Consider the following 18,605-nt stretch of genomic DNA (forward strand, 5'->3'; position numbering starts at 1 on the left):
GCCGCCTGGACTCCGGGAGCCCCGACTTGTGCATGACCAATACGCGGCGCTGGGGACTGGCGTCGCCCAGTAGCCCTGAAGGGCGGACACAGCCTGAGAACCCGCGGCGGTGCGAGCTGAGCCCCACACCGCATGCTGAACACCCCGCAGGAAGGGGAGATCAGGCGTGGCAGACCAGCGGTCCGCCGTGGTAGTCGACCATCTCCTGGAAGACGACGCCCATCTCCTTGATGGCCGCGGCCATGTCCAGCGCCTCGCCGTGGGTCGCCAGCCGCTCCTCGGCGAACGCCCGGTGCAGGTTGGGGATCAGCCGCTCCGGCTCCAGGAACCCGGCGAACTCCCCCAGATCCGCTTCGCGCGCGACCTCGGCCGGCGTCGCCCCGGCGGCCACGCCGTCCCGGGCCAGCTCCTGGACCCACCGCAGGTACTTCTCGGTGCCGTCCAGCACCTCCGGGCCGCCGACCGGGCCGTGCCCGGCCACCACGGTGGCCGGCTCGAAGGCGCGCAGCCGCTCGATCGCCCGCAGCGAACCGGAAACCGAGCCCAGCGGGCAGAACGGGGTCACGCCGGACATCACGATGTCGCCGGTGAACAGCACGCGCCGCTCCGGCACCCACACCACGGTGTCGTTGGTGCTGTGCGCCAGGCCGACGTGCACGAGCTCCGCGGTGAGCTCGCCGACCTGCAGCGCCAGGCCGTCCTGGTAGGTCGCGGTCGGCAGGGCCAGTTCGATGTCACCCCACTCCACGTCCGGCCACAGCTCGGTGAGGTGCAGGCCCGCCAGGTGCATCTCGCGGCGGGTCTCCCGGTGCGCGAACACCACGGCCTCCGGGAAGACGAAGTTGCCGAAGGTGTGGTCGCCGTGCGAATGCGTGTTGATGACCGCGAACGGGGGCCGCTCGGCGACGGCGAGGACCTGTTCGCGCAGCCGGCGCGCGCGGGCCTCGGTCGCCACGGTGTCCACCAGCGCGGCCGAACCACCGGAGACGAGGACCCCGGCGTTGTTCACGCACCAGCCGCCGGCAGGCTGGACGTAGGCGAGGACGCCGTCGGCCACCTCCACCAGCTCGGGCCGGGCCGTCGTTGTCGCTGAAGCTGACAAGGCACACTCCCAGGTGTCTCTAGGTATCTCAGACCGTCTCGGCCAGGCGCTGCTCGGACGCGAAGATCGACCGCAGCGGGATGTCGGCGGCGTTGGACAGCAGGGCCTGGTGCAGCTTCTGCAGGCGGGCGGACGGTTCGACGCCCAGCTCCCGGATCAGCGCCTGGCGCAGATCCCGGAACACCTGCAGCGCGCGCGGCGCCGACCCCGAGCGCTGGAAGGCGATCATCAGCAGCGCGGAGATGTTCTCGTCGGTGGGGTTCTCCGCCACCAGCTTGCGCAATTCGGGGATGAGCATCGCGTGCTTGCCGAGGTAGAGGTCGGCGATGATGCGCTGCTGGTGCACCCGCGCGCGGGCCTCCTCGATGCCGATGACCTCCATCGCGAGCATCCGGCCCATCGGCACGTCCATCAGCGCCTGACCGCGCCACAGGTCCATCGCCTGCGCGAGGAATTTCGAAGCCGCCTCCGGGTCGCACTTCTCCAGCGCCGCGTCACCGCTGATCGCGAGCCGGTTGAATTCGACGAGGTCGAATGAACACGGCGTCGTGGTGAGCTGATAACCGTTGTAGCTGGTGGCGAGCAGATCCTTCGCCGTCCACGACGAATCCGGCGGCAGCGATTCGGCGATCAGCCGTCGCAGCTGGAGGACGTAGGTCTGCAGCGTGGTCGCCCCGCTGCGCGGGATGGCATCGCCCCAGACCTCTTCCATCAGGGTGGACACCGGCACCACCCGGCCGCAGCGCAATGCCAGGAGCGCGAGGATTTGCCTCGGTTTTCCCGCCGTTGGCACGATCGACGCACTCCGCAGCCGAACCGTTAACGGCCCCAGCACGTTGATTTCTAATGACTGCATTCTCAGTCGCCTATCCGACTAGAGCTGAATAAAGTACTTAACTTACGGACATCGTCCCAGCAATGGCTGACATTACCGTCGATCACGCATTGATCGGCGGAAATCGGACCTGTCCGACCGCGCTCCGCGCGCGTCGCTTCCGGGCGTTATCCGCACCGGAGGAGCGCAGCGCGAAGCCCCCCTTTCCCGCATTCAACCAGTCGAGAAGTCGCCAACGGATTTGGCGCGGCACTCGAACCGTTCTTTACCCGGCTTTCACGGGATCATGTGCGACGGCACGCCTGGCCCCCCGGTCCAAGTGCGAGCCGTCATCCGGCGGTGTGGCATACCCCAAACGGCCCATCGTTTACTCCAAAAGGCCTCGGTCGGCATACTCTTGGACCTTTCGCTCGTTACGCCCGTCACTCCAGGAATCTATCATCGCAATTCACACTACAGGGGGAAACCACAAGTGCACCGACGACGACAAAGCGATCCTCAAGGCCCGCTCTAGCGGAAGCCAACACCGGGCCAGGAAGACCAGGTCAGAGGAGGTTCAGCGGGTCCGGCGACGACCGTTGACGGCCGTTCGGCGCAGCTTTCTACTACTTTCGTATGTAATGCAGTTCTGGAGGTTGAATCCGACGGCATCGACTCTAGCGGTGTTCCAGCCGAGCGCGATCGAGTCGCCCCAATATCGGCGGCAAGCGAAGGAGGCGACTCGATGCCCGACCAATTCCCGTCGAACGCCGGGATGGCCCGCGCCGCACAGGAAGTCGCGGGGCTCGCGGCCCGGCACGCCGACCGCGCGGAACAGGACCGCGTGCTGGAACCGCAAGTACTGCGGTCGGTCGTGAACGCCGGATTCGCCCGCCATTTCGTGCCGGCCGAACACGGCGGGAACAGCGGCACTTTCGCGGAGTTGGGCGCCGCGGTCCGCACCATCGGCGAGCAGTGCCCGGCCACGGCCTGGTGCGCCTCGATCGCCGCGAGCCTGGCGAGGATGGCCGCCTACCTGCCGGCCGAAGGCCGCAAGGAGATCTGGCAGCACGGGCCCGATGCGCTGGTGGTCGGCGCGATTTCGCCGCGGGGCAAGGCAAAACCGGAAGGCGACGGGTGGCGGCTGTCCGGCACGTGGTCCTACATCAGCGCCGTCGACCACTCCGACTGGGCGCTCGTGCTCGGCCTGGTGCCCGGCGACGCCGGCCCGGAGCCGCGGCTGTTCGCGCTCCCCCGCGCCGCGTACCGCATCGAGCACACCTGGTCGGACATCGGGATGCGGGCGACCGGGAGCAACACCCTCATCGCCGAGGACGTCTTCGTGCCGGAGGCGCTGAGCGTGCCGGCCAGGAATCTGCACGAAGGTCTCGCGCCCGGCCTGGATTCCCGCTGCCACGCGGTGCCGCTGACGGCGGTGAACGGGCTCTTCTTCACCCTGCCCATCCTCGGGGCCGCGCGCGGCGCGTTGCGGCATTGGTCCGAGTACGCCGAGGAGAAGATCCGCGCCGCGGCGAAAGCACCCGGCCCGGGCCCGGGCCGGTCGTTCTACGAGGAGACGCTGGCTCGTTCGTCCGGCGAGATCGACGCCGCGCAACTACTGCTGGAGCGCGTCGCCGCGGCCGCGGATCTAGGCCCGGAGATCACGCCTGCGGAAACCGCCCGCAACCAGCGCGACTGCGCGTTCGTGGCGGATCTCCTCGTCGGCGCGGTGGATCGGCTGTTCCGCGCCTCGGGCACCGGCGGCCACAGCGTGCACAGCCCGCTGCAACGCTTCTGGCGCGACGTCCACTCCGCCGCTGGGCACGTGGTCCTCCAGTTCGGCCCCGCCGCAACCGCGTACGCGAACAAAACCCTCGACGTCACGCCCTGAACAACCCCAGCACAACGCTGAGGGGGCCTGCCATTGCTCATTGCGGCAGGCCCCCTCAGAGTTTCCGGAGGCTTCTATAAGCGGCGCGAGCCGCTTGCTCTTTTCGGTGAACGAGTCCGGAATTGCTTCCTAGACGGTGAATCCGAGGGCGCGCAGCTGCTCGCGGCCTTCCTCGGTGATCTTCTCCGGACCCCACGGCGGCATCCACACCCAGTTGATGCGGAAGTCGTCGACCAGGCCGCCACCCGGGCCGGTGGTCAGCGCGGCGCGCGCCTGGTCCTCGATGACGTCGGTCAGCGGGCAGGCCGCCGAGGTCAGCGTCATGTCGACGGTCGCCGTGTTGTCCTGGTCCACCCGGATGTCGTAGACCAGGCCGAGGTCGACGACGTTGATCCCCAGCTCGGGGTCGACGACGTCGCGCAGGGCCTCCTCGACGTCTTCCAGCGCGGCCACCTCGGCGGCCGGCGCAGCCTGCTCGGGCAACGCCTCGGCGCTGCGGGCCACGTCGGTTTCCTCCTGCACCGGGGCTTGCTCGCTCATGCCAGTTCCGCCTCTCCGCGTTTCACAGTTGTGGTTGCGCCCGGCTCAATCTCACGTTTCGCAGTTTCTCGTGGCTGGTTCACGTCACGTTCCCCTGAGGTGCGGCTGAGGAGGACTCGGGGCGAAACAGGGCTGCTCATGACGCCTCCACGACAACACGCGAAACCGCGTCCTTGAAAGCCATCCAACCCAGCAGCGCGCACTTCACGCGCATCGGGTACTTCGCCACTCCCGCGAACGCGACGCCGTCCTCCAGCACGTCCTCGTCCGGCTCGACCTTGCCGCGGCCGTGCATCAGCTCGCTGAACGCGGCCTCGGTGGTCAGCGCCTCCCGCAGCGGCCTGCCGACGACCAGGTCGGTGAGCACCGACACGGACGCCTGGCTGATCGAACAGCCCTGCCCCGCGTAGGACACGTCGTCGACGATCGCGTCGGTGTCCGTGCCCGTCAACCGGACCCGGAGGGTGACCTCGTCGCCGCAGGTGGGGTTCACCTGGAACGACTCGGCGTCGAACGGTTCCCGCAGGCCGTGCCGGTGCGGTTTGCGGTAGTGGTCCAGGATTATCTCCTGGTACATCTGCTCAAGCTGCATGAAGAGTTCTCCGGCAGTCCCCGATCAAGCCACCCCGAAGAAGCGCTGCGCCTCGCGCACCGCGTCCACCAACGCCTTGACCTCGTCCAGTTCGTTGTACAGGTAGAAGGACGCCCGCACGGTCGCCGGAATTCCCATCCGGCGGTGCAGCGGCCATGCGCAGTGGTGTCCGACGCGGACCTCGACGCCCTTGTCGTCCAGCACCTGACCGGCGTCGTGCGGGTGCACGCCGTCGATCACGAACGACACGGTACCGCCGCGGTGCTCGGTGTTGGTAGGCCCGATGATGCGCACGCCGTCGATCGCCGACAGCTCCCGCAGCGCGACCTCGGTGAGCTGCTGCTCGTGCTCGGCGATGCGGTCCATGCCGATGGCCGTGAGGTAGTCGACGGCCGCGCCCAGGCCGACGGCCTGCGAGGTCATCGGCACGCCCGCCTCGAACCGCTGCGGCGGCGCGGCGAACGTGGAGCGCTCCATGTGCACCAGCTCGATCATCGAGCCGCCGCTGATGAACGGCGGCATCGCGGCCAGCAGCTCGCGGCGCCCGTAGAGCACGCCGACCCCGGAGGGGCCGAGCATCTTGTGCCCGGAGAACACCGCGAAGTCCACGCCCAGCGCCTTGAAGTCCACCGGCTTGTGCGGCACCGACTGGCAGGCGTCCAGCACCACCAGCGCGCCGACCTGGTGCGCCCGCGAGACGATCTGCTCGGTCGGGTTCACCGTGCCCAGCACGTTGGACTGGTGGGCGAAGGCGACCACCTTGGCGCGCTCGGTGATCACACCGTCCACATCGGACAGATCGAGGCGGCCCTCGTCGGTGACCCCGAACCAGCGCAGCGTGGCGCCGGTGCGCTCGCACAGCTGCTGCCACGGCACCAGGTTCGCGTGGTGCTCCATCTCGGTCACCACGACCTCGTCGCCCGGCCCGAGGCGGAAGCGCTCGGCCTCCGCCCCGGACGTGGCGGCGTTGCTCATGGCGTAGGCGACGAGGTTGACGCCCTCGGTGGCGTTCTTGGCGAACACCACCTCGTCGGCGTCGACGCCGACGAAGCGGGCGATCCGCTCCCGGGCGCCCTCGTACGCGTCCGTGGCCTCCTCGGCGAGCTGGTGCGCGCCGCGGTGCACTGCCGCGTTGGAGTGCTCCAGGAAGGAACGCTCCGCGTCGAGCACCTGGCGCGGCCGTTGCGAGGTCGCCCCGGAGTCGAGGTACACCAGGCGCTGCCCGTCGCGGATCGTGCGACCCAGGATCGGGAAGTCCGCGCGGATCGCCGCCACGTCCAGCGGCGTGCTCGTGCGAGGAGGCTGAACGGTCATGACTGGGCTGCCGCCTCCTTCTTGCCGGTGAAGCGCACGTAGCCGTTCTCCTCCAGCTCGTCGGCGAGCTCGGCACCACCGGACTCGACGACCTTGCCCTCGGCGAACACGTGCACGTAGTCCGGGGTGATGTGCTTGAGGATCCGGGTGTAGTGGGTGATCAGCAGAACACCCTTGCCGCCCTTGCCGTGGTACTTGTTGACGCCCTCGGAAACCACCCGCAGCGCGTCGACGTCGAGGCCGGAGTCGGTCTCGTCGAGGATCGCGAACTTCGGGTCCAGCAGGTCCAGCTGCAGGATCTCGTGGCGCTTCTTCTCACCACCGGAGAAGCCCTCGTTGACGCTGCGCTCGGCGAACGACGGGTCGATGTCCAGGTCGGACATGGCCTGCTTGACTTCCTTGACCCACTTGCGGATCTGCGGCGCCTCGCCGCGGACCGCGGTCGCGGCGGTGCGCAGGAAGTTCGACATCGACACGCCCGGCACCTCGACCGGGTACTGCATCGCGAGGAACAGGCCGGCGCGGGCCCGCTCGTCGACGCTCATCTCCAGCACGTCCTCGCCGTCCAGCAGCACCGTGCCGGAGTCGATCCGGTACTTCGGGTGCCCGGCGATGGCGTAGGCCAGCGTCGACTTGCCGGAGCCGTTCGGGCCCATGATCGCGTGGATCTCGCCCGAGCGAACGGTCAGGTTGACGCCGTTGAGGATCGGCTTGGCGCCGTCCTCGGTGAGGACCGAGCCGTGCAGGTCCTTGATCTCCAGGGTGGCCATTTCTTCTTCGTTCTCCTGGTGTGTTCGGAAAGCTTGCGGGTCAGGCGCCGACGACGGCGAGCTCGGCCTCGATGGCCGCTTCCAGCCGCTCCCGGACCTCGGGCACGGTGATCTTCTGCAGCAGCTCGCCGAAGAAGCCGCGCACCACCAGGCGCCGGGCCTGGTCCTGCGGGATGCCCCGGGCCTGCAGGTAGAACAGCTGCTCGTCGTCGAAGCGGCCGGTGGCGCTGGCGTGCCCAGCGCCCTCGATCTCGCCCGTCTCGATCTCCAGGTTCGGCACCGAGTCGGCCCGCGCACCCTCGGTCAGCACCAGGTTGCGGTTGAGCTCGTAGGTGTCCGTGCCCTCGGCCGCGGCCCGGATCAGCACGTCGCCGATCCACACCGAGTGCGCCGCGTCGCCCTGCAGCGCGCCCTTGTAGAGCACGTTGCTGCGGCAGTTCGGCACCGCGTGGTCCACCAGCATCCGGTGCTCCAGGTGCTGGCCGGCGTCGGCGAAGTACAGGCCGAGCAGCTCGGCGTCGCCGCCCTTGTCGCCGTAGGTGATGGTCGTGTTGACCCGCACCAGGTCGCCGCCGAGGGTGACGGCGAGGTGCCGGAACACCGCGTCGCGGCCCAGGTAGGCGTGCTCGGAGCTGACCTGGGTGGCGTCGTCGGCCCAGTCGTGCACCGACACCACGCGCAGCTGCGCGCCGTCGCCGGCGACGAACTCGACGTTGTCGCCCAGCGTGCCGGAGCCGCGGTAGTCGACCACCACGACGGCCTCGGCGAACTGCTCGGCGCGGACCTGCAGGTGCCCGAAGGCGACCTGGCCCTCGCCCGGGCCGTGCACCGTGATGGTGATCGGGCCCTCGGGCTTGGTGTCCTTCGGGACCGTCACGATGGTGGCCTCGGTGAAGGAGCTCCAGGCCTGCGCGGCGATGCGGTCGGACGGGATGCCGCCGTTGCCGATCCGAGCGTCGTCGCGGCCCACGGTCTCCACGGTCGCGCCGTCACCGGTGACCTCGACCTTGATGTTGCCGGTGGCGGTGGCGGTGCCGTCGTGCAGGCCCTTGAGCCGCTTCATCGGCGTGAAGCGCCAGTCCTCCTCGCGGCCGCCGGGGACCTCGAAGGCCTCGACGTCGTAGGACGTGAAGCGCGCCCCGCGGGACGACTGGGGGATACCCGAGCCGCCGCCGTGGGAGTGCTCGGTGAGGCCGTGCTGGGCGTCGGTCTTGGTGGTGCTCATCTCAGCCGACGGCCCCTTCCATCTGCAGCTCGATCAGGCGGTTCAGTTCCAGCGCGTATTCCATCGGCAGCTCGCGGGCGATCGGCTCGACGAAGCCGCGCACGATCACCGCCATCGCCTCGTCCTCGGTCAGGCCCCGCTGCATCAGGTAGAACAGCTGGTCGTCGCTGACCTTGGACACGGTCGCCTCGTGGCCCATCGACACGTCGTCGACCCGGACGTCCACGTACGGGTAGGTGTCGGAGCGGCTGATGGTGTCCACCAGCAGCGCGTCGCACTTGACGTTGGACGACGAGTGGTGCGCCCGCTTCGCGACCTTGACCAGGCCGCGGTAGGAGGTGCGGCCGCCGCCCCGGGCGATCGACTTCGACACGATCGTCGAGGAGGTGTGCGGCGCCAGGTGCTCCATCTTCGCGCCCGCGTCCTGGTGCTGGCCCTCGCCGGCGAACGCCACCGAGAGCACCTCGCCCTTGGCGTGCTCGCCCATCAGGAACACCGACGGGTACTTCATGGTCACCTTGGAGCCGAGGTTGCCGTCGACCCACTCCATGGTGGCGCCCTCTTCGGCCTTGGCGCGCTTGGTGACCAGGTTGTAGACGTTGGTCGACCAGTTCTGGATCGTCGTGTAGCGGCAGCGGCCGCCCTTCTTGACGATGATCTCCACGACCGCGGAGTGCAGCGAGTCGCTGGAGTAGATCGGCGCCGTGCAGCCCTCGACGTAGTGCACGTAGGCACCCTCGTCGACGATGATCAGGGTCCGCTCGAACTGGCCCATGTTCTCGGTGTTGATCCGGAAGTAGGCCTGCAGCGGGATGTCGACGTGCACGCCCGGCGGCACGTAGATGAACGAACCGCCCGACCACACCGCGGTGTTCAGCGCGGAGAACTTGTTGTCACCGGCCGGGATGACCGAGCCGAAGTACTCCTTGAACAGCTCCGGGTGTTCCTTGAGACCGGTGTCGGTGTCCAGGAAGATGACGCCCTGCTCCTCAAGGTCCTCGCGGATCTTGTGGTAGACGACCTCCGACTCGTACTGGGCGGCCACACCCGCGACGAGGCGCTGCTTCTCCGCCTCCGGGATGCCCAGCTTGTCGTAGGTGTTCTTGATGTCCTCCGGCAGGTCGTCCCAGGTCTGGGCCTGCTGCTCGGTGGAGCGGACGAAGTACTTGATGTTGTCGAAGTCGATCCCGGAGAGGTCGGCGCCCCAGTTCGGCATCGGCTTGCGGTCGAACAACCGCAGCGCCTTGAGCCGGGTCTCCAGCATCCAGTCGGCCTCGTCCTTCTTGGCCGAGATGTCGCGGACGACGCCCTCGTCGAGACCACGGCGGGCACTGGCACCGGCGGCGTCCGAGTCGGCCCAGCCGTACTCGTAGCTGCCCACGCTGGCCAGGATCTCGTCCTGGCTGAGCTGGCCATTGCCTTCGGACGGCGTGGTGGGTGTGCGCTGCTCGGCAGCGGCAGTCATACGGACTCCCCTCCATCAGGAATCGGGGCGGTGATCTGCTGGCCCTTCGGGAGCGGGCCGGCAGGTGTCTGGGCGGAGCCCCGGGTGTCGCCACCCGGATCCGCGAACCGCGCGGTTGGGACGTGCGTGGTGCAGGCCGCATCACCGTTCGCGATGGTGGCCAGCCGCTGCACATGGGTGCCGAGCACCTCGGCGAACGCCGCCGTCTCGGCCTCGCACAGCTGCGGGAAGTCCGCAGCGACGTGCGCGACCGGGCAATGGTGCTGGCAGAGCTGCTCGCCGCTGGCGACGCTTCGCGTCGAGGCAGCGTAGCCCTCCCTGGTGAGCGCGTCGGCAAGGACCTCCGCGCGCTCGGCCGGGCTGGCCGCGGCCGCCAGCACCTCCCGGTGGTTGGCCACCAGCGCGGCCATCCGCCGGTCGGCGAACTCGCGGACCGCCTGCTCCCCCTCGTGTTCGGCGATGAACCGCAGCGCGGCCACCGCCAGGTCGTCGTAGGCGTGCCCGAACCGCGCCCGGCCCACCTCGGTGAGCAGGAACAGCTTCGCGGGCCGGCCGCGACCCCGGCGGCCCCGCGAGGAGGCTTCCCGGGTGTAGGCCTCGCCCTCGGCGACCAGCACGTCGAGGTGCCGGCGCACGGCGGTGGGGCTGAGCCCGAGTTCGTCGGCCACCGCGGCAGCGGTGATCGGCCCCCGTTCCAGCAACAACCGCGCGACCGTGTGCCGGGTGCGCCCGTCGCCGTGCGCAGCCGCACCCTGCTGGGCCGACTGGGCCTCAGCGGCGGCCGCGGTGCCCACAGCTGGGGCAGGCGGAGGCGTCCCGACGTTTTTCACAACACGAATGTTACCTATTTCGTCGCGAGGCACCAGGGTGCGGGGTCGCCGCGTGAGCTGACTCACGCGGTTACGCTTCGTCGTCGTGGCGGCAGTCGAATCCCAAGGCGCAGCGGCGGTCGATCCCGCGGCGCAACAGCCCCTGGACCGCACCGAGCGGCGTCAGCTCGACGTCGTGCGCCGGTTCGGCACCACCGGGTCGCTGGTGCTCGCGGTCGGCGCGATCGGCGCCGGCGCCGCCCCGGTGGACAACCCGTTGTCCGGGGCCCGCCTGATCGGCCTGCCCGTCCGCATCCCGACCGTGGCGATGGCCTCCTGCTGGCTGGGCATGCTGATGATCGTCATCGCCTGGCTGTGGCTGGGCAAGCTCTGCTGGCCGAGCCGCGCCCGGATGCTGTCGGTCACCCAGCTGGCCCGCACGCTGGCGATGTGGGCGCTGCCGCTGGCCCTGGCCCCGCCGCTGTTCAGCACCGACATGTACAGCTACCTGGCGCAGAGCGAGGTGGCCGCGCGCGGCTTCAACCCGTACGTGCTGGGCTCCGCCGCCGCGCTGGGCGTCGACCACCCGTTCACCGCCAACGTGCCCAACATCTGGCGCGACACCCCGTCGCCGTACGGGCCGCTGTTCCTGATGTTCGGCCAGGTGATCTCCCGGATCGTCGGCGACAACGTGGTGTTCGGGGTGCTCGTGTGGCGCGTGGTGATGCTGTGCGGGCTGGCGCTGGCGATCTGGGCGATCCCGCGGCTGGCCCGCCGCTGCGGGGTGCACCCGGCCGCCGCGCTGTGGCTCGGCGCGGCCAACCCGATCGTGCTGTTCCACGTGGTCAGCGGCATGCACAACGAGGCGCTGATGGTCGGCATCATGCTCGCCGCCATCGAGCTGGGCCTGCGCTACCAGACCGTGCCGGGCACCATCGCCGCCGGCGTGCTGCTGAGCGTCGCCGGGGCGATCAAGCCGCCGGGGTGGATCGCGCTCGGCTTCTTCGGCATCTACCTGGTGCTGCGGCGCGGCGGCCGGTTCCGCGACCTGGTGCGGGTCGCGGCGCTGCTGAGCGCGGTGTTCCTGGCCACCATGACGGTGATCACGGTGGCCAGCGGCTGGGGCCTCGGCTGGATCGACACCTTCGACGTGCCCAACCGGGTCAAGACGTTCATGGCGCCGCTGACCGCGTTCGGGATGACCGGCGGCGGCCTGAGCACGCTGCTCGGGCTGGGCAACCAGACCGACGCGATGCTGGTCATCACCAAGATCATCGGGTATCTGATCGTCGCCGCGATGTGCCTGCGGATGCTGTGGCTGTCCTTCCGCGGCCGCATCGAACCGCTGACGGCGATGGGCATCACGTTCCTCACCCTCGCGCTGGCCGTGCCGGTGCTGTGGCCCTGGTACCTGCTGTGGTCGGTGGTGCCGCTGGCGCTGTCCACCAACAGCAACCGGTTCCGGATCACCGCGACCGCGATCTGCGCCGCGGTGTCGCTGCTGGTGCCGCCGACCGGCGCGGGATTCGTGCTGCGCGCCTACCAGATCCCGTTCGCCGTGATCGCCGCGGCGATCGCCTTCGCGATCACCCTCTGGCTGGTGCGCGGCAAGGTGCCGGGCCTGCTGCCGACCCGCGGCGGTGTTCGGCCGGTCACGCAATAGGCTTGGATGTCGTGAGCAACGCCGACAGCCCGGCCGTCCGGTTGCGGGGGCTGAAGAAGCGCTTCGGCGACACCGTCGCCGTTGCCGGACTCGACCTGTGCTTGCCGCGCGGCAGCGTCCTGGCGCTGCTCGGCCCCAACGGCGCGGGCAAGACCACCACCGTCGAGATCTGCGAGGGCTTCCAGCGCCCGGACGACGGCGAAGTGCGCGTGCTCGGGCTCGACCCGCACACCCAGTCCGAGGCCCTGCGGCCGCGGATCGGCGTGATGCCGCAGGGCGGCGGTGCCTACCCGGGCGTGCGCGCCGACGAGATGCTGCACCTGGTCGCCGCCTGCGCCGCCGACCCGCTGGACCCGGCGTGGCTGCTGGACGTGCTCGGTCTCGACGCCGCACGCCGCACGCCCTACAAGCGGCTCTCCGGCGGCCAGCAGCAGCGCCTGTCGCTGGCGTGCGCCCTGGTCGGCCGCCCCGAGCTGGTGTTCCTCGACGAACCCACCGCCGGTCTGGACCCGCAGGCACGGCGGCTGGTCTGGGACCTGGTCGGCGCGCTGCGCAGGGACGGCGTCAGCGTGCTGCTGACGACCCACCTGATGGACGAGGCGGAGGCGCTGGCCGACCGGGTGCTGATCGTCGACCACGGTCGCGCGGTCGCCGAGGGCACCGCCGAGGAGCTCACCGAGCCCGCCGACGGCAGGCAGGAACTGCGCTTCCGCTCGCAGACCGGGCTCGACCTGAAGCTGCTGCTGGCGGCGCTGCCGGAGGGCTGCGAGGCCACCGAGCTGCGCCCCGGCGATTACGTGGTGCGCGGCGTCGTCGACCCGCAGGTGGTGTCGACGGTGACCGCGTGGTGCGCGCAGCACGGCGTGCTCGCGCAGGAACTCCGGGTCAGCCGCCGCAGCCTGGAGGACGTGTTCCTCGAACTGACCGGACGGGAGCTGCGATCGTGAACGCCGAGACCAACGCGCCGGCCCAGCTCGGCGCCCAGTTCCCGGCGGGCACGTTCGCGCCGAGGCCGGGCCGGGGTCGCGCGGGCCGGATGCTGGCCGCGCAGACCAAGATCGAGGCACTGCTGATCATCCGGCACGGCGAGCAGGCCCTGCTGACGCTGATCATCCCGCTGGCGCTGCTGATCGGGCTGAGCACGCTGCACATCGGCACGCTGCCGGAGCCGCGGGTGAACTCGGTGATGCCGCGGATCCTGGCGCTGGCGGTGATGTCCACGGCGTTCACCGGCCAGGCCATCGCGCTCGGTTTCGACCGCCGCTACGGCGTGCTCAAGCGGCTGTCCGCGACGGCGCTGCCGCGATGGACGCTGGTGTCCGGGCGCGTCCTGGCGACCCTGCTGGTCGTCGCGCTGCAGGCGGTCGTGCTGAGCGTCGCCGCAGTGCTGCTGGGCTGGTCACCGGCGCTTTCCGGGCTGCTGCCGGCGATCCCGCTGCTGGTGCTGGGGACGCTGGCCTTCGGCGCGGCCGGGGTGCTGGTCGGCGGTGCGCTGCGGGCCGAGATCGTGCTGGCGCTGGCCAACGCGATCTGGTTCGTGCTGCTGCTCGCCGGCGGCCTGGCGCTGCCCGCGAGCGACCTGCCGGGCCCGGTCGCCGCCGTCGCCGGGTTCCTGCCCTCCGGCGCCCTCGCGGAAGCGCTCGACGCGGCCCTGGTCAACGGCGCCCTGCCGGGCGTCCAGCCGGTCGCGGTGCTCGCGGCGTGGGGCGCGGTGTGCGGCGCCCTGGCGATCCGCACCACTCGCCTGACCTGACCCGTTCCCGTTCCAACCGGAACCTCCGGTGCGCACCGGCCGCAGACAAATACTGGAACGGCGTTCTACGATGCGCGCATGACGGAGATCGCGCGGCGAGCAAAGCAATCCCTGGAACTCATCCACGCCATGATCTACTTCGCCCCCGAGGCCGCCGACGGCTTCGCCGGGCTCGGCCTCGAACGCGGCCTGATGTCCTACTACGCCGGCCGGTCCGCCGCGATGGGCCCCGTCGGCCCCGGCGTCGTCGCGGCGACGTTCTACAACTTCAACCCCGAATCCATCTCCCCCGTGATCCCACGGGCCTGGTCGATCGCCGCGCCGGAAGCCGTCCTCACCGCCCGGCTCAAGGCCGCCGACGCGGCGCTGCGCAGGCTGCTCGGCGACGACACCATCGCCTCCGACGCCGTCGCCGAAACCGCCGGACTGGCCCGCGAGGCCGCGCAAGCCTGCACCCCGGACGGCAAACCGCTGTACGCCGCGCACGCCGACCTCGACTGGCCCGACGAGCCGCACCTCGAGCTCTGGCACGCGATCACCCTGCTGCGCGAGTTCCGCGGCGACGCGCACATCGCCGCACTGCAGCAGGGCGACCTGAGCGGCATCCAGGCGCTCGCGCTGCACAGCACCGTGCCGGGCGGCTTCAACGGGGACGCGGCCAAGAAGCTCCGCGCCTGGTCCGACGAGCAGTGGGACCGCGCCTTCCAGCAGCTGCGCGAGCGCGGCCTGGTCAGCGCCGACCGCGAGATCACCGCGGCCGGTCACGCGCTGCGCGAGGAGATCGAAGCCGCGACCGACGCGATGTCGATGGCCCCCTGGTCCGCACTCGGCGAAGCCCGGACGACCGAGCTGATCGCCGGCGGCGGAAGGCTCAGCAAGGCGCTGGTGGAGGCGGGCGCGATGCCGCAGGGACTCCGCCGCACGCGCTGAAAATCATCGGCACCGCGTTGTCAAGCCCCTGCGGGCGGGCGGATCCCGGCGGCGTCATACCATCGAGGTCGTGCCAACGGCCTCTCTGACTTCCCGGATCTCCCGCCCGTCACCGCGCGTCGTGCGCGCGCTGGCCGTCGCCGTGCTGGTGACGCAGGCGCTGATCTCGGTGACCGGCGTGATCGTCCGGGTGACCGGCTCCGGGCTCGGCTGCCCCACCTGGCCGCAGTGCTTCCCCGGCAGCATGGTGCCCGTCGAGCACCCCGAGGTCGCGACCCTGCACCAGGTGATCGAGTTCGGCAACCGGCTGCTGACCGGCGTGATCGGGTTCATCGCGCTGGCCTGCCTGCTGGCCGCGTGGCGCTGCCTGCCGTACCGGAAGCGGCTGGTCGGGCTCGCGCTGATCATGCCGCTGGGCGTGGTCGCGCAGGCGATCATCGGCGGCATCACGGTGCGCGTCAACCTGGCCTGGTGGAGCGTGTCGATCCACTTCATGGCCTCGGCGGTGCTCATCTGGCTGGCCACGATCCTGGTCAAGGCGACCACCGAGGGCGACCGCCCGCCGGTCGGCGTGGTGCCGCCACCGATGCGCAAGCTGCTGGCCGCCCTCGTGGTGGTCACCGCGGCGGTGCTGGTCCTCGGCACCCTGGTCACCGCCGCCGGCCCGCACGCCGGCGACCCGGACACCCCGCGGCTCGACATCCCGGTGCCGACGCTGGTCCAGGCCCACGGCCTGCTGGTGATGGCTTACGTGCTGCTGCTCGCGATCTTCGGCGTGTGGCTGCGCAACGCCCGTCCGACCAAGGCCCTGCTGAAGACCTACGGCACCGCGTGCGTGCTCGTCCTGGTGCAGGGCGGAATCGGCTCCCTGCAGTACTACCTCGGCGTGCCCGAGGCGATGGTCGTGCTGCACATGCTGGCGGCGACCCTGGTGATCATCGTGACCGCCATGCTCTGGTGCGAGGCCCGCTACCGCGGTCCGCTGCCGCAGCCGGCGACCGAGGCCACCGCCAAGGAAGCCGTCACCGCCTGACCACGGCCTCCTGCCCATGTTGAGCACGTACAGAACGATGAACGCGATGGCGATGCCGCGGCCGCGCAGGCTCGGTCAGCCGAGGATGCCGCGGTCGTAACCCGCGGCTACCGCGGCGGCCCGGTCGTTGACCCCCAGCTTGCCGTAGAGGTGGGTGAGGTGGGTCTTGACCGTCGCCTCGCTGACGAACAGGTCCGCCGCGATCTCGCGATTCGACCTCCCCTTCGCCACCAGCCCCAGGACCTCGCGCTCGCGCGCGCTCAACGGCTGCTCGCCGGGCGACCGCACCCGGGACACCAGCCGCGAGGCCACGGCCGGCGAGAGCACCGTCCGGCCCGCGGCCGCCGCCCGGACCGCGGCGAACAGCTCGTCGCGCATCGCATCCTTGAGCAGGTAGCCGGTGGCGCCGGCCTCGATCGCCGCGAGGGTGTCGGAATCGGTGTCGTAAGTGGTCAGCACGAGCACCTTGCACCGCTGACCGCGCCGGACCAGCTCGGCGATCGCCGCCACCCCGCCGCCACCGGGCATCCGCAGATCCATCAGGACCACGTCGGGATCCAGCTCCGCGGCCAGCGCGACGGCCGACGGCCCGTCCGACGCCTCGCCGAGAACCTCGATGCCGGCCACCGAATCGAACATCCCGCGCAACCCGTCGCGCACGACCGGATGGTCGTCGACGATCAGCAGCGTGATGGCGCGGTCAGGCATGGCGCACCAAAGGTACGCGCGCCGAAACCGCCGTCCCGAACCCGGGCTCGGACTCGATCTCGAAGGTCCCCGCCACCCGCTCCGCGCGGGCGCGCATCCCGCCCAGCCCGAAGCCGCCCGCGCGCTCCCGGGCATCGACGCGATGCGGATCGAAGCCGCGGCCGTCGTCGCGCACGTCGACGCTCACCTCGTCGTCCATGTACGACAGGGTCACGCCGACCCGGGTCGCGCGGGCGTGCCGCCCCGCGTTGGCCAGCGCCTCCTGGGCGATGCGCAGCAAGGTCGCCTCGATCTCCTCGTGCAGGGCCTCGACGTCGCCGGTCACGGTGAACTCGGCCCGCACACCGGCCGCGGCCGACCACTCCTCGACCGTCTTGTGCAGCGCCACGGGCAGCGCATCGTGCTCCAGCGCGATGGGCCCCAGATCCTGCACCGACCGGCGAGCCTCGCCGAGGCCGAGCCGGGCCAGGACCGCCGCCCGCTCGACATGACCGCGGGCCACCGCCTGGTCCTCGCTGTCCGCAGCCGCCTGCAACTGCGTGACGATCCCGGCCAGGCTCTGCGCGATGGTGTCGTGGATCTCAGCCGCCAGCCGCCGGCGTTCGTCGCTGATACCGGCCTCCCTCGCCTGCACCAGGAGCTGCGCATGCAGGCCCGCGTTCTCCTCGTGCGCCTGCCGCAGCTGGGCGTTGGCCCGCTGGAGCTCGTCGATCGTGAGCGCCCTGCCCCTGGCGCTCTCGTCCCGCTGCACCTCCAGCCGCACGAACAAGAGCACCAACCCGGCGTTGATCGCGAACAACGCGACGAATGCGAACCAGTTCACCGGGCTCTGCGGCGGCAGCCCGCCGGACTGCGAACCCGCCATCGTGATCGCGGTGCCCACGAACCCGGCGTTCGCCGTGCGTGGCGACAGCAACTGCTTGGCGTCGAAGTAGCCCTGCAGCGCGTAGAGCGCGAAGAACGGGTTGAGCCAGGTGAGCACGAACGCGAGCGCCCACCGCACGGCGAAGTAGACCTGCCCCTGCACCCCGTGCTCGGGCACGCCCGGCCGGATGCGCTCCCAGCACAGCTGCCAGACGAGCGACACCAGGACCAGCGCGGCCGCGACCTCCATCTCCGCGCGCGTCATCACCGCATCCGCCGCGAACGCCGAAACCAGCGTTGCGACGCCCAACAGCGCGTGCGGACCCCAGCGGACGGACCAGTCCCGCTGCTCGGCCATCGTCATGCCCGGCTTCACCTCCCCGGCTGTTCCCAGCGGAACCAGCGCACGGCGACACCGACGAGAACCCTGATCCACACCACCAGGACCACCAGGTGCAGCCAGTTCGGCCAGCTGCCCCCGGCCGCCTCGCCGAGCGCCAGCGACGCCGCCCCCAGCGGCGTGAACGAGACGATCCGCTGCAGGAGATCCGGCATGACCGGAACCGGAATCCACACCCCAGCGGTGAACATCATCGAGAAGAACGCTACCGAACCGAGCGCCGCCGCGGCCTTCGAACTCCGTGCCACGGCGGACAGCGCCGCACCCAGCGCGAGCGCGCTGAGCATGGCGAGGAACAAGGTCAACGCGTACGCGGCGAACCGGTCGGGCAGCGCGACGCCGAAGGCGACGCGGCCGACGGTGATCGCCAGCACCACCGAGCACAGCACGGCGGCACCGTGCAGGCCGATCTGCGCCGCCAGCAGCGCGTTCGGCCGCACCGGCGTGGTCGACATGCGCCGGAGGATGCCGCGCTCCCGGTAGCCGGAGAGCACCGGCGGCATGGCCTGGACACCGGCCATGATCATGGCCGCCAGCACCACCACCGGAACGTAGAGGTCGATGATGCGCCGGCCGCCGAGGTCGGGATCGGCCTCCCGGAACGCCGGGATCAGGCCGAGGATCGTCAGCAGCACGGTGGGCGACAGCACGATCCAGAACAGGTTCCCCGGCTCGCGGGCGAACAACCGGGCCTCGGCCTTGAGCACCGCGACGGATGCCGATGCCGCCATG

General features: G+C 70.6%; 18 protein-coding genes. 6 read left to right on the forward strand and 12 right to left on the reverse strand.

Translation table 11 applies throughout. From position 1 onward, the window contains the following. Positions 1-160: 160 nt before the first annotated feature. Both AC07EQ_RS20350 and AC07EQ_RS20355 read right to left on the reverse strand, forming a co-directional pair. A complete protein-coding gene (locus tag AC07EQ_RS20350) occupies positions 161-1,102 on the reverse strand; it encodes an MBL fold metallo-hydrolase (protein WP_478389486.1) in 942 nt (313 codons plus the stop codon). 28 nt (positions 1,103-1,130) lie between these two features. After that, positions 1,131-1,958, reverse strand: coding sequence for an AfsR/SARP family transcriptional regulator (locus tag AC07EQ_RS20355; protein ID WP_478389487.1), 828 nt, complete (start codon positions 1,956-1,958; stop codon positions 1,131-1,133). A 703-nt stretch (positions 1,959-2,661) separates the two neighbouring features. On the opposite strand from AC07EQ_RS20355, the gene AC07EQ_RS20360 reads away from it, so the two are divergent. Further along, entirely contained in the window at positions 2,662-3,807 is a 1,146-nt protein-coding gene (locus tag AC07EQ_RS20360; protein WP_478389488.1) for an acyl-CoA dehydrogenase family protein, read from the forward strand. A 129-nt stretch (positions 3,808-3,936) separates the two neighbouring features. Here AC07EQ_RS20360 and AC07EQ_RS20365 read toward each other — a convergent pair whose 3' ends face one another. The 7 genes from AC07EQ_RS20365 to AC07EQ_RS20395 all read right to left on the reverse strand — a co-directional run bounded on the left by AC07EQ_RS20365 (position 3,937) and on the right by AC07EQ_RS20395 (position 10,543). Continuing rightward, positions 3,937-4,347: a metal-sulfur cluster assembly factor gene (locus AC07EQ_RS20365; RefSeq protein ID WP_093260343.1), complete on the reverse strand. Its 411-nt coding sequence runs from the start codon at positions 4,345-4,347 to the stop codon at positions 3,937-3,939. A gap of 136 nt (positions 4,348-4,483) precedes the next feature. Beyond that, the gene (sufU, locus tag AC07EQ_RS20370) at positions 4,484-4,939 is read right to left on the reverse strand and encodes a Fe-S cluster assembly sulfur transfer protein SufU (RefSeq protein WP_132491500.1); all 456 of its coding nucleotides are present in this window, start codon (positions 4,937-4,939) and stop codon (positions 4,484-4,486) included. Positions 4,940-4,963: 24 nt separating this feature from the next. Then, entirely contained in the window at positions 4,964-6,253 is a 1,290-nt protein-coding gene (locus tag AC07EQ_RS20375) for a cysteine desulfurase (RefSeq protein ID WP_478389489.1), read from the reverse strand. Then, positions 6,250-7,023 (reverse strand): Fe-S cluster assembly ATPase SufC, encoded by a 774-nt coding sequence (sufC, locus tag AC07EQ_RS20380; protein WP_452612738.1) that lies wholly within the window; start codon positions 7,021-7,023, stop codon positions 6,250-6,252. The genes AC07EQ_RS20375 and sufC overlap by 4 nt, the downstream gene beginning before the upstream one ends. Positions 7,024-7,063: 40 nt before the next feature. Continuing rightward, complete coding sequence (gene sufD / locus AC07EQ_RS20385; protein ID WP_358570823.1) at positions 7,064-8,248, reverse strand: Fe-S cluster assembly protein SufD; 1,185 nt, start codon at positions 8,246-8,248, stop codon at positions 7,064-7,066. 1 nt (position 8,249) lies between these two features. After that, positions 8,250-9,713: a Fe-S cluster assembly protein SufB gene (gene sufB, locus AC07EQ_RS20390; protein WP_478389490.1), complete on the reverse strand. Its 1,464-nt coding sequence runs from the start codon at positions 9,711-9,713 to the stop codon at positions 8,250-8,252. Beyond that, a complete protein-coding gene (locus AC07EQ_RS20395) occupies positions 9,710-10,543 on the reverse strand; it encodes a helix-turn-helix transcriptional regulator (RefSeq protein WP_397527142.1) in 834 nt (277 codons plus the stop codon). Before AC07EQ_RS20395 ends, sufB begins: the two co-directional genes overlap by 4 nt. Positions 10,544-10,628: 85 nt before the next feature. Between AC07EQ_RS20395 and mptB the strand changes: the two genes are divergently transcribed. From mptB to AC07EQ_RS20420, 5 genes are all read left to right on the forward strand, one after another. Beyond that, a complete protein-coding gene (mptB, locus tag AC07EQ_RS20400; protein WP_478389491.1) occupies positions 10,629-12,185 on the forward strand; it encodes a polyprenol phosphomannose-dependent alpha 1,6 mannosyltransferase MptB in 1,557 nt (518 codons plus the stop codon). Positions 12,186-12,196: 11 nt separating this feature from the next. Beyond that, a complete protein-coding gene (locus tag AC07EQ_RS20405; RefSeq protein ID WP_478389492.1) occupies positions 12,197-13,132 on the forward strand; it encodes an ABC transporter ATP-binding protein in 936 nt (311 codons plus the stop codon). Between the two features lie 89 nt (positions 13,133-13,221). Then, a complete protein-coding gene (locus tag AC07EQ_RS20410) occupies positions 13,222-13,938 on the forward strand; it encodes an ABC transporter permease (RefSeq protein WP_478389524.1) in 717 nt (238 codons plus the stop codon). Positions 13,939-14,016: 78 nt separating this feature from the next. Further along, entirely contained in the window at positions 14,017-14,868 is an 852-nt protein-coding gene (locus AC07EQ_RS20415) for an SCO6745 family protein (protein ID WP_478389493.1), read from the forward strand. Between the two features lie 70 nt (positions 14,869-14,938). Further along, on the forward strand, positions 14,939-15,901 hold the full coding sequence (locus tag AC07EQ_RS20420; protein WP_478389494.1) for a COX15/CtaA family protein: 963 nt from the start codon (positions 14,939-14,941) through the stop codon (positions 15,899-15,901). Between the two features lie 75 nt (positions 15,902-15,976). Here AC07EQ_RS20420 and AC07EQ_RS20425 read toward each other — a convergent pair whose 3' ends face one another. From AC07EQ_RS20425 to AC07EQ_RS20435, 3 genes are read right to left on the reverse strand one after another with little or no spacing between them, the layout of a single operon-like run. After that, complete coding sequence (locus AC07EQ_RS20425) at positions 15,977-16,609, reverse strand: response regulator (RefSeq protein ID WP_478389495.1); 633 nt, start codon at positions 16,607-16,609, stop codon at positions 15,977-15,979. Then, positions 16,602-17,837 (reverse strand): sensor histidine kinase, encoded by a 1,236-nt coding sequence (locus AC07EQ_RS20430; protein ID WP_478389496.1) that lies wholly within the window; start codon positions 17,835-17,837, stop codon positions 16,602-16,604. The genes AC07EQ_RS20425 and AC07EQ_RS20430 overlap by 8 nt, the downstream gene beginning before the upstream one ends. A gap of 8 nt (positions 17,838-17,845) precedes the next feature. Further along, positions 17,846-18,604 carry an ABC transporter permease gene (locus AC07EQ_RS20435; protein WP_478389497.1) on the reverse strand — a complete coding sequence of 253 codons (759 nt, stop codon included), beginning with the start codon at positions 18,602-18,604 and terminating at the stop codon, positions 17,846-17,848. Between the last annotated feature and the right edge of the window lies 1 nt (position 18,605).

The sequence above is a fragment of the Saccharopolyspora sp. NPDC045839 genome, assembly GCF_056431645.1.

Coding starts and splice junctions, on each gene's coding strand:
- AC07EQ_RS20410 (WP_478389524.1), top strand. CDS start 13,222: ATGCTGGCCGCGCAGACCAAGATCGAGGCACTGCTGATCATCCGGCAC.
- AC07EQ_RS20355 (WP_478389487.1), bottom strand. CDS start 1,958: ATGCAGTCATTAGAAATCAACGTGCTGGGGCCGTTAACGGTTCGGCTG.
- AC07EQ_RS20375 (WP_478389489.1), bottom strand. CDS start 6,253: ATGACCGTTCAGCCTCCTCGCACGAGCACGCCGCTGGACGTGGCGGCG.
- AC07EQ_RS20365 (WP_093260343.1), bottom strand. CDS start 4,347: ATGAGCGAGCAAGCCCCGGTGCAGGAGGAAACCGACGTGGCCCGCAGC.
- AC07EQ_RS20430 (WP_478389496.1), bottom strand. CDS start 17,837: ATGACGATGGCCGAGCAGCGGGACTGGTCCGTCCGCTGGGGTCCGCAC.
- sufB (WP_478389490.1), bottom strand. CDS start 9,713: ATGACTGCCGCTGCCGAGCAGCGCACACCCACCACGCCGTCCGAAGGC.
- sufC (WP_452612738.1), bottom strand. CDS start 7,023: ATGGCCACCCTGGAGATCAAGGACCTGCACGGCTCGGTCCTCACCGAG.
- AC07EQ_RS20425 (WP_478389495.1), bottom strand. CDS start 16,609: ATGCCTGACCGCGCCATCACGCTGCTGATCGTCGACGACCATCCGGTC.
- AC07EQ_RS20435 (WP_478389497.1), bottom strand. CDS start 18,604: ATGGCGGCATCGGCATCCGTCGCGGTGCTCAAGGCCGAGGCCCGGTTG.
- AC07EQ_RS20415 (WP_478389493.1), top strand. CDS start 14,017: ATGACGGAGATCGCGCGGCGAGCAAAGCAATCCCTGGAACTCATCCAC.
- sufU (WP_132491500.1), bottom strand. CDS start 4,939: ATGCAGCTTGAGCAGATGTACCAGGAGATAATCCTGGACCACTACCGC.
- sufD (WP_358570823.1), bottom strand. CDS start 8,248: ATGAGCACCACCAAGACCGACGCCCAGCACGGCCTCACCGAGCACTCC.
- AC07EQ_RS20360 (WP_478389488.1), top strand. CDS start 2,662: ATGCCCGACCAATTCCCGTCGAACGCCGGGATGGCCCGCGCCGCACAG.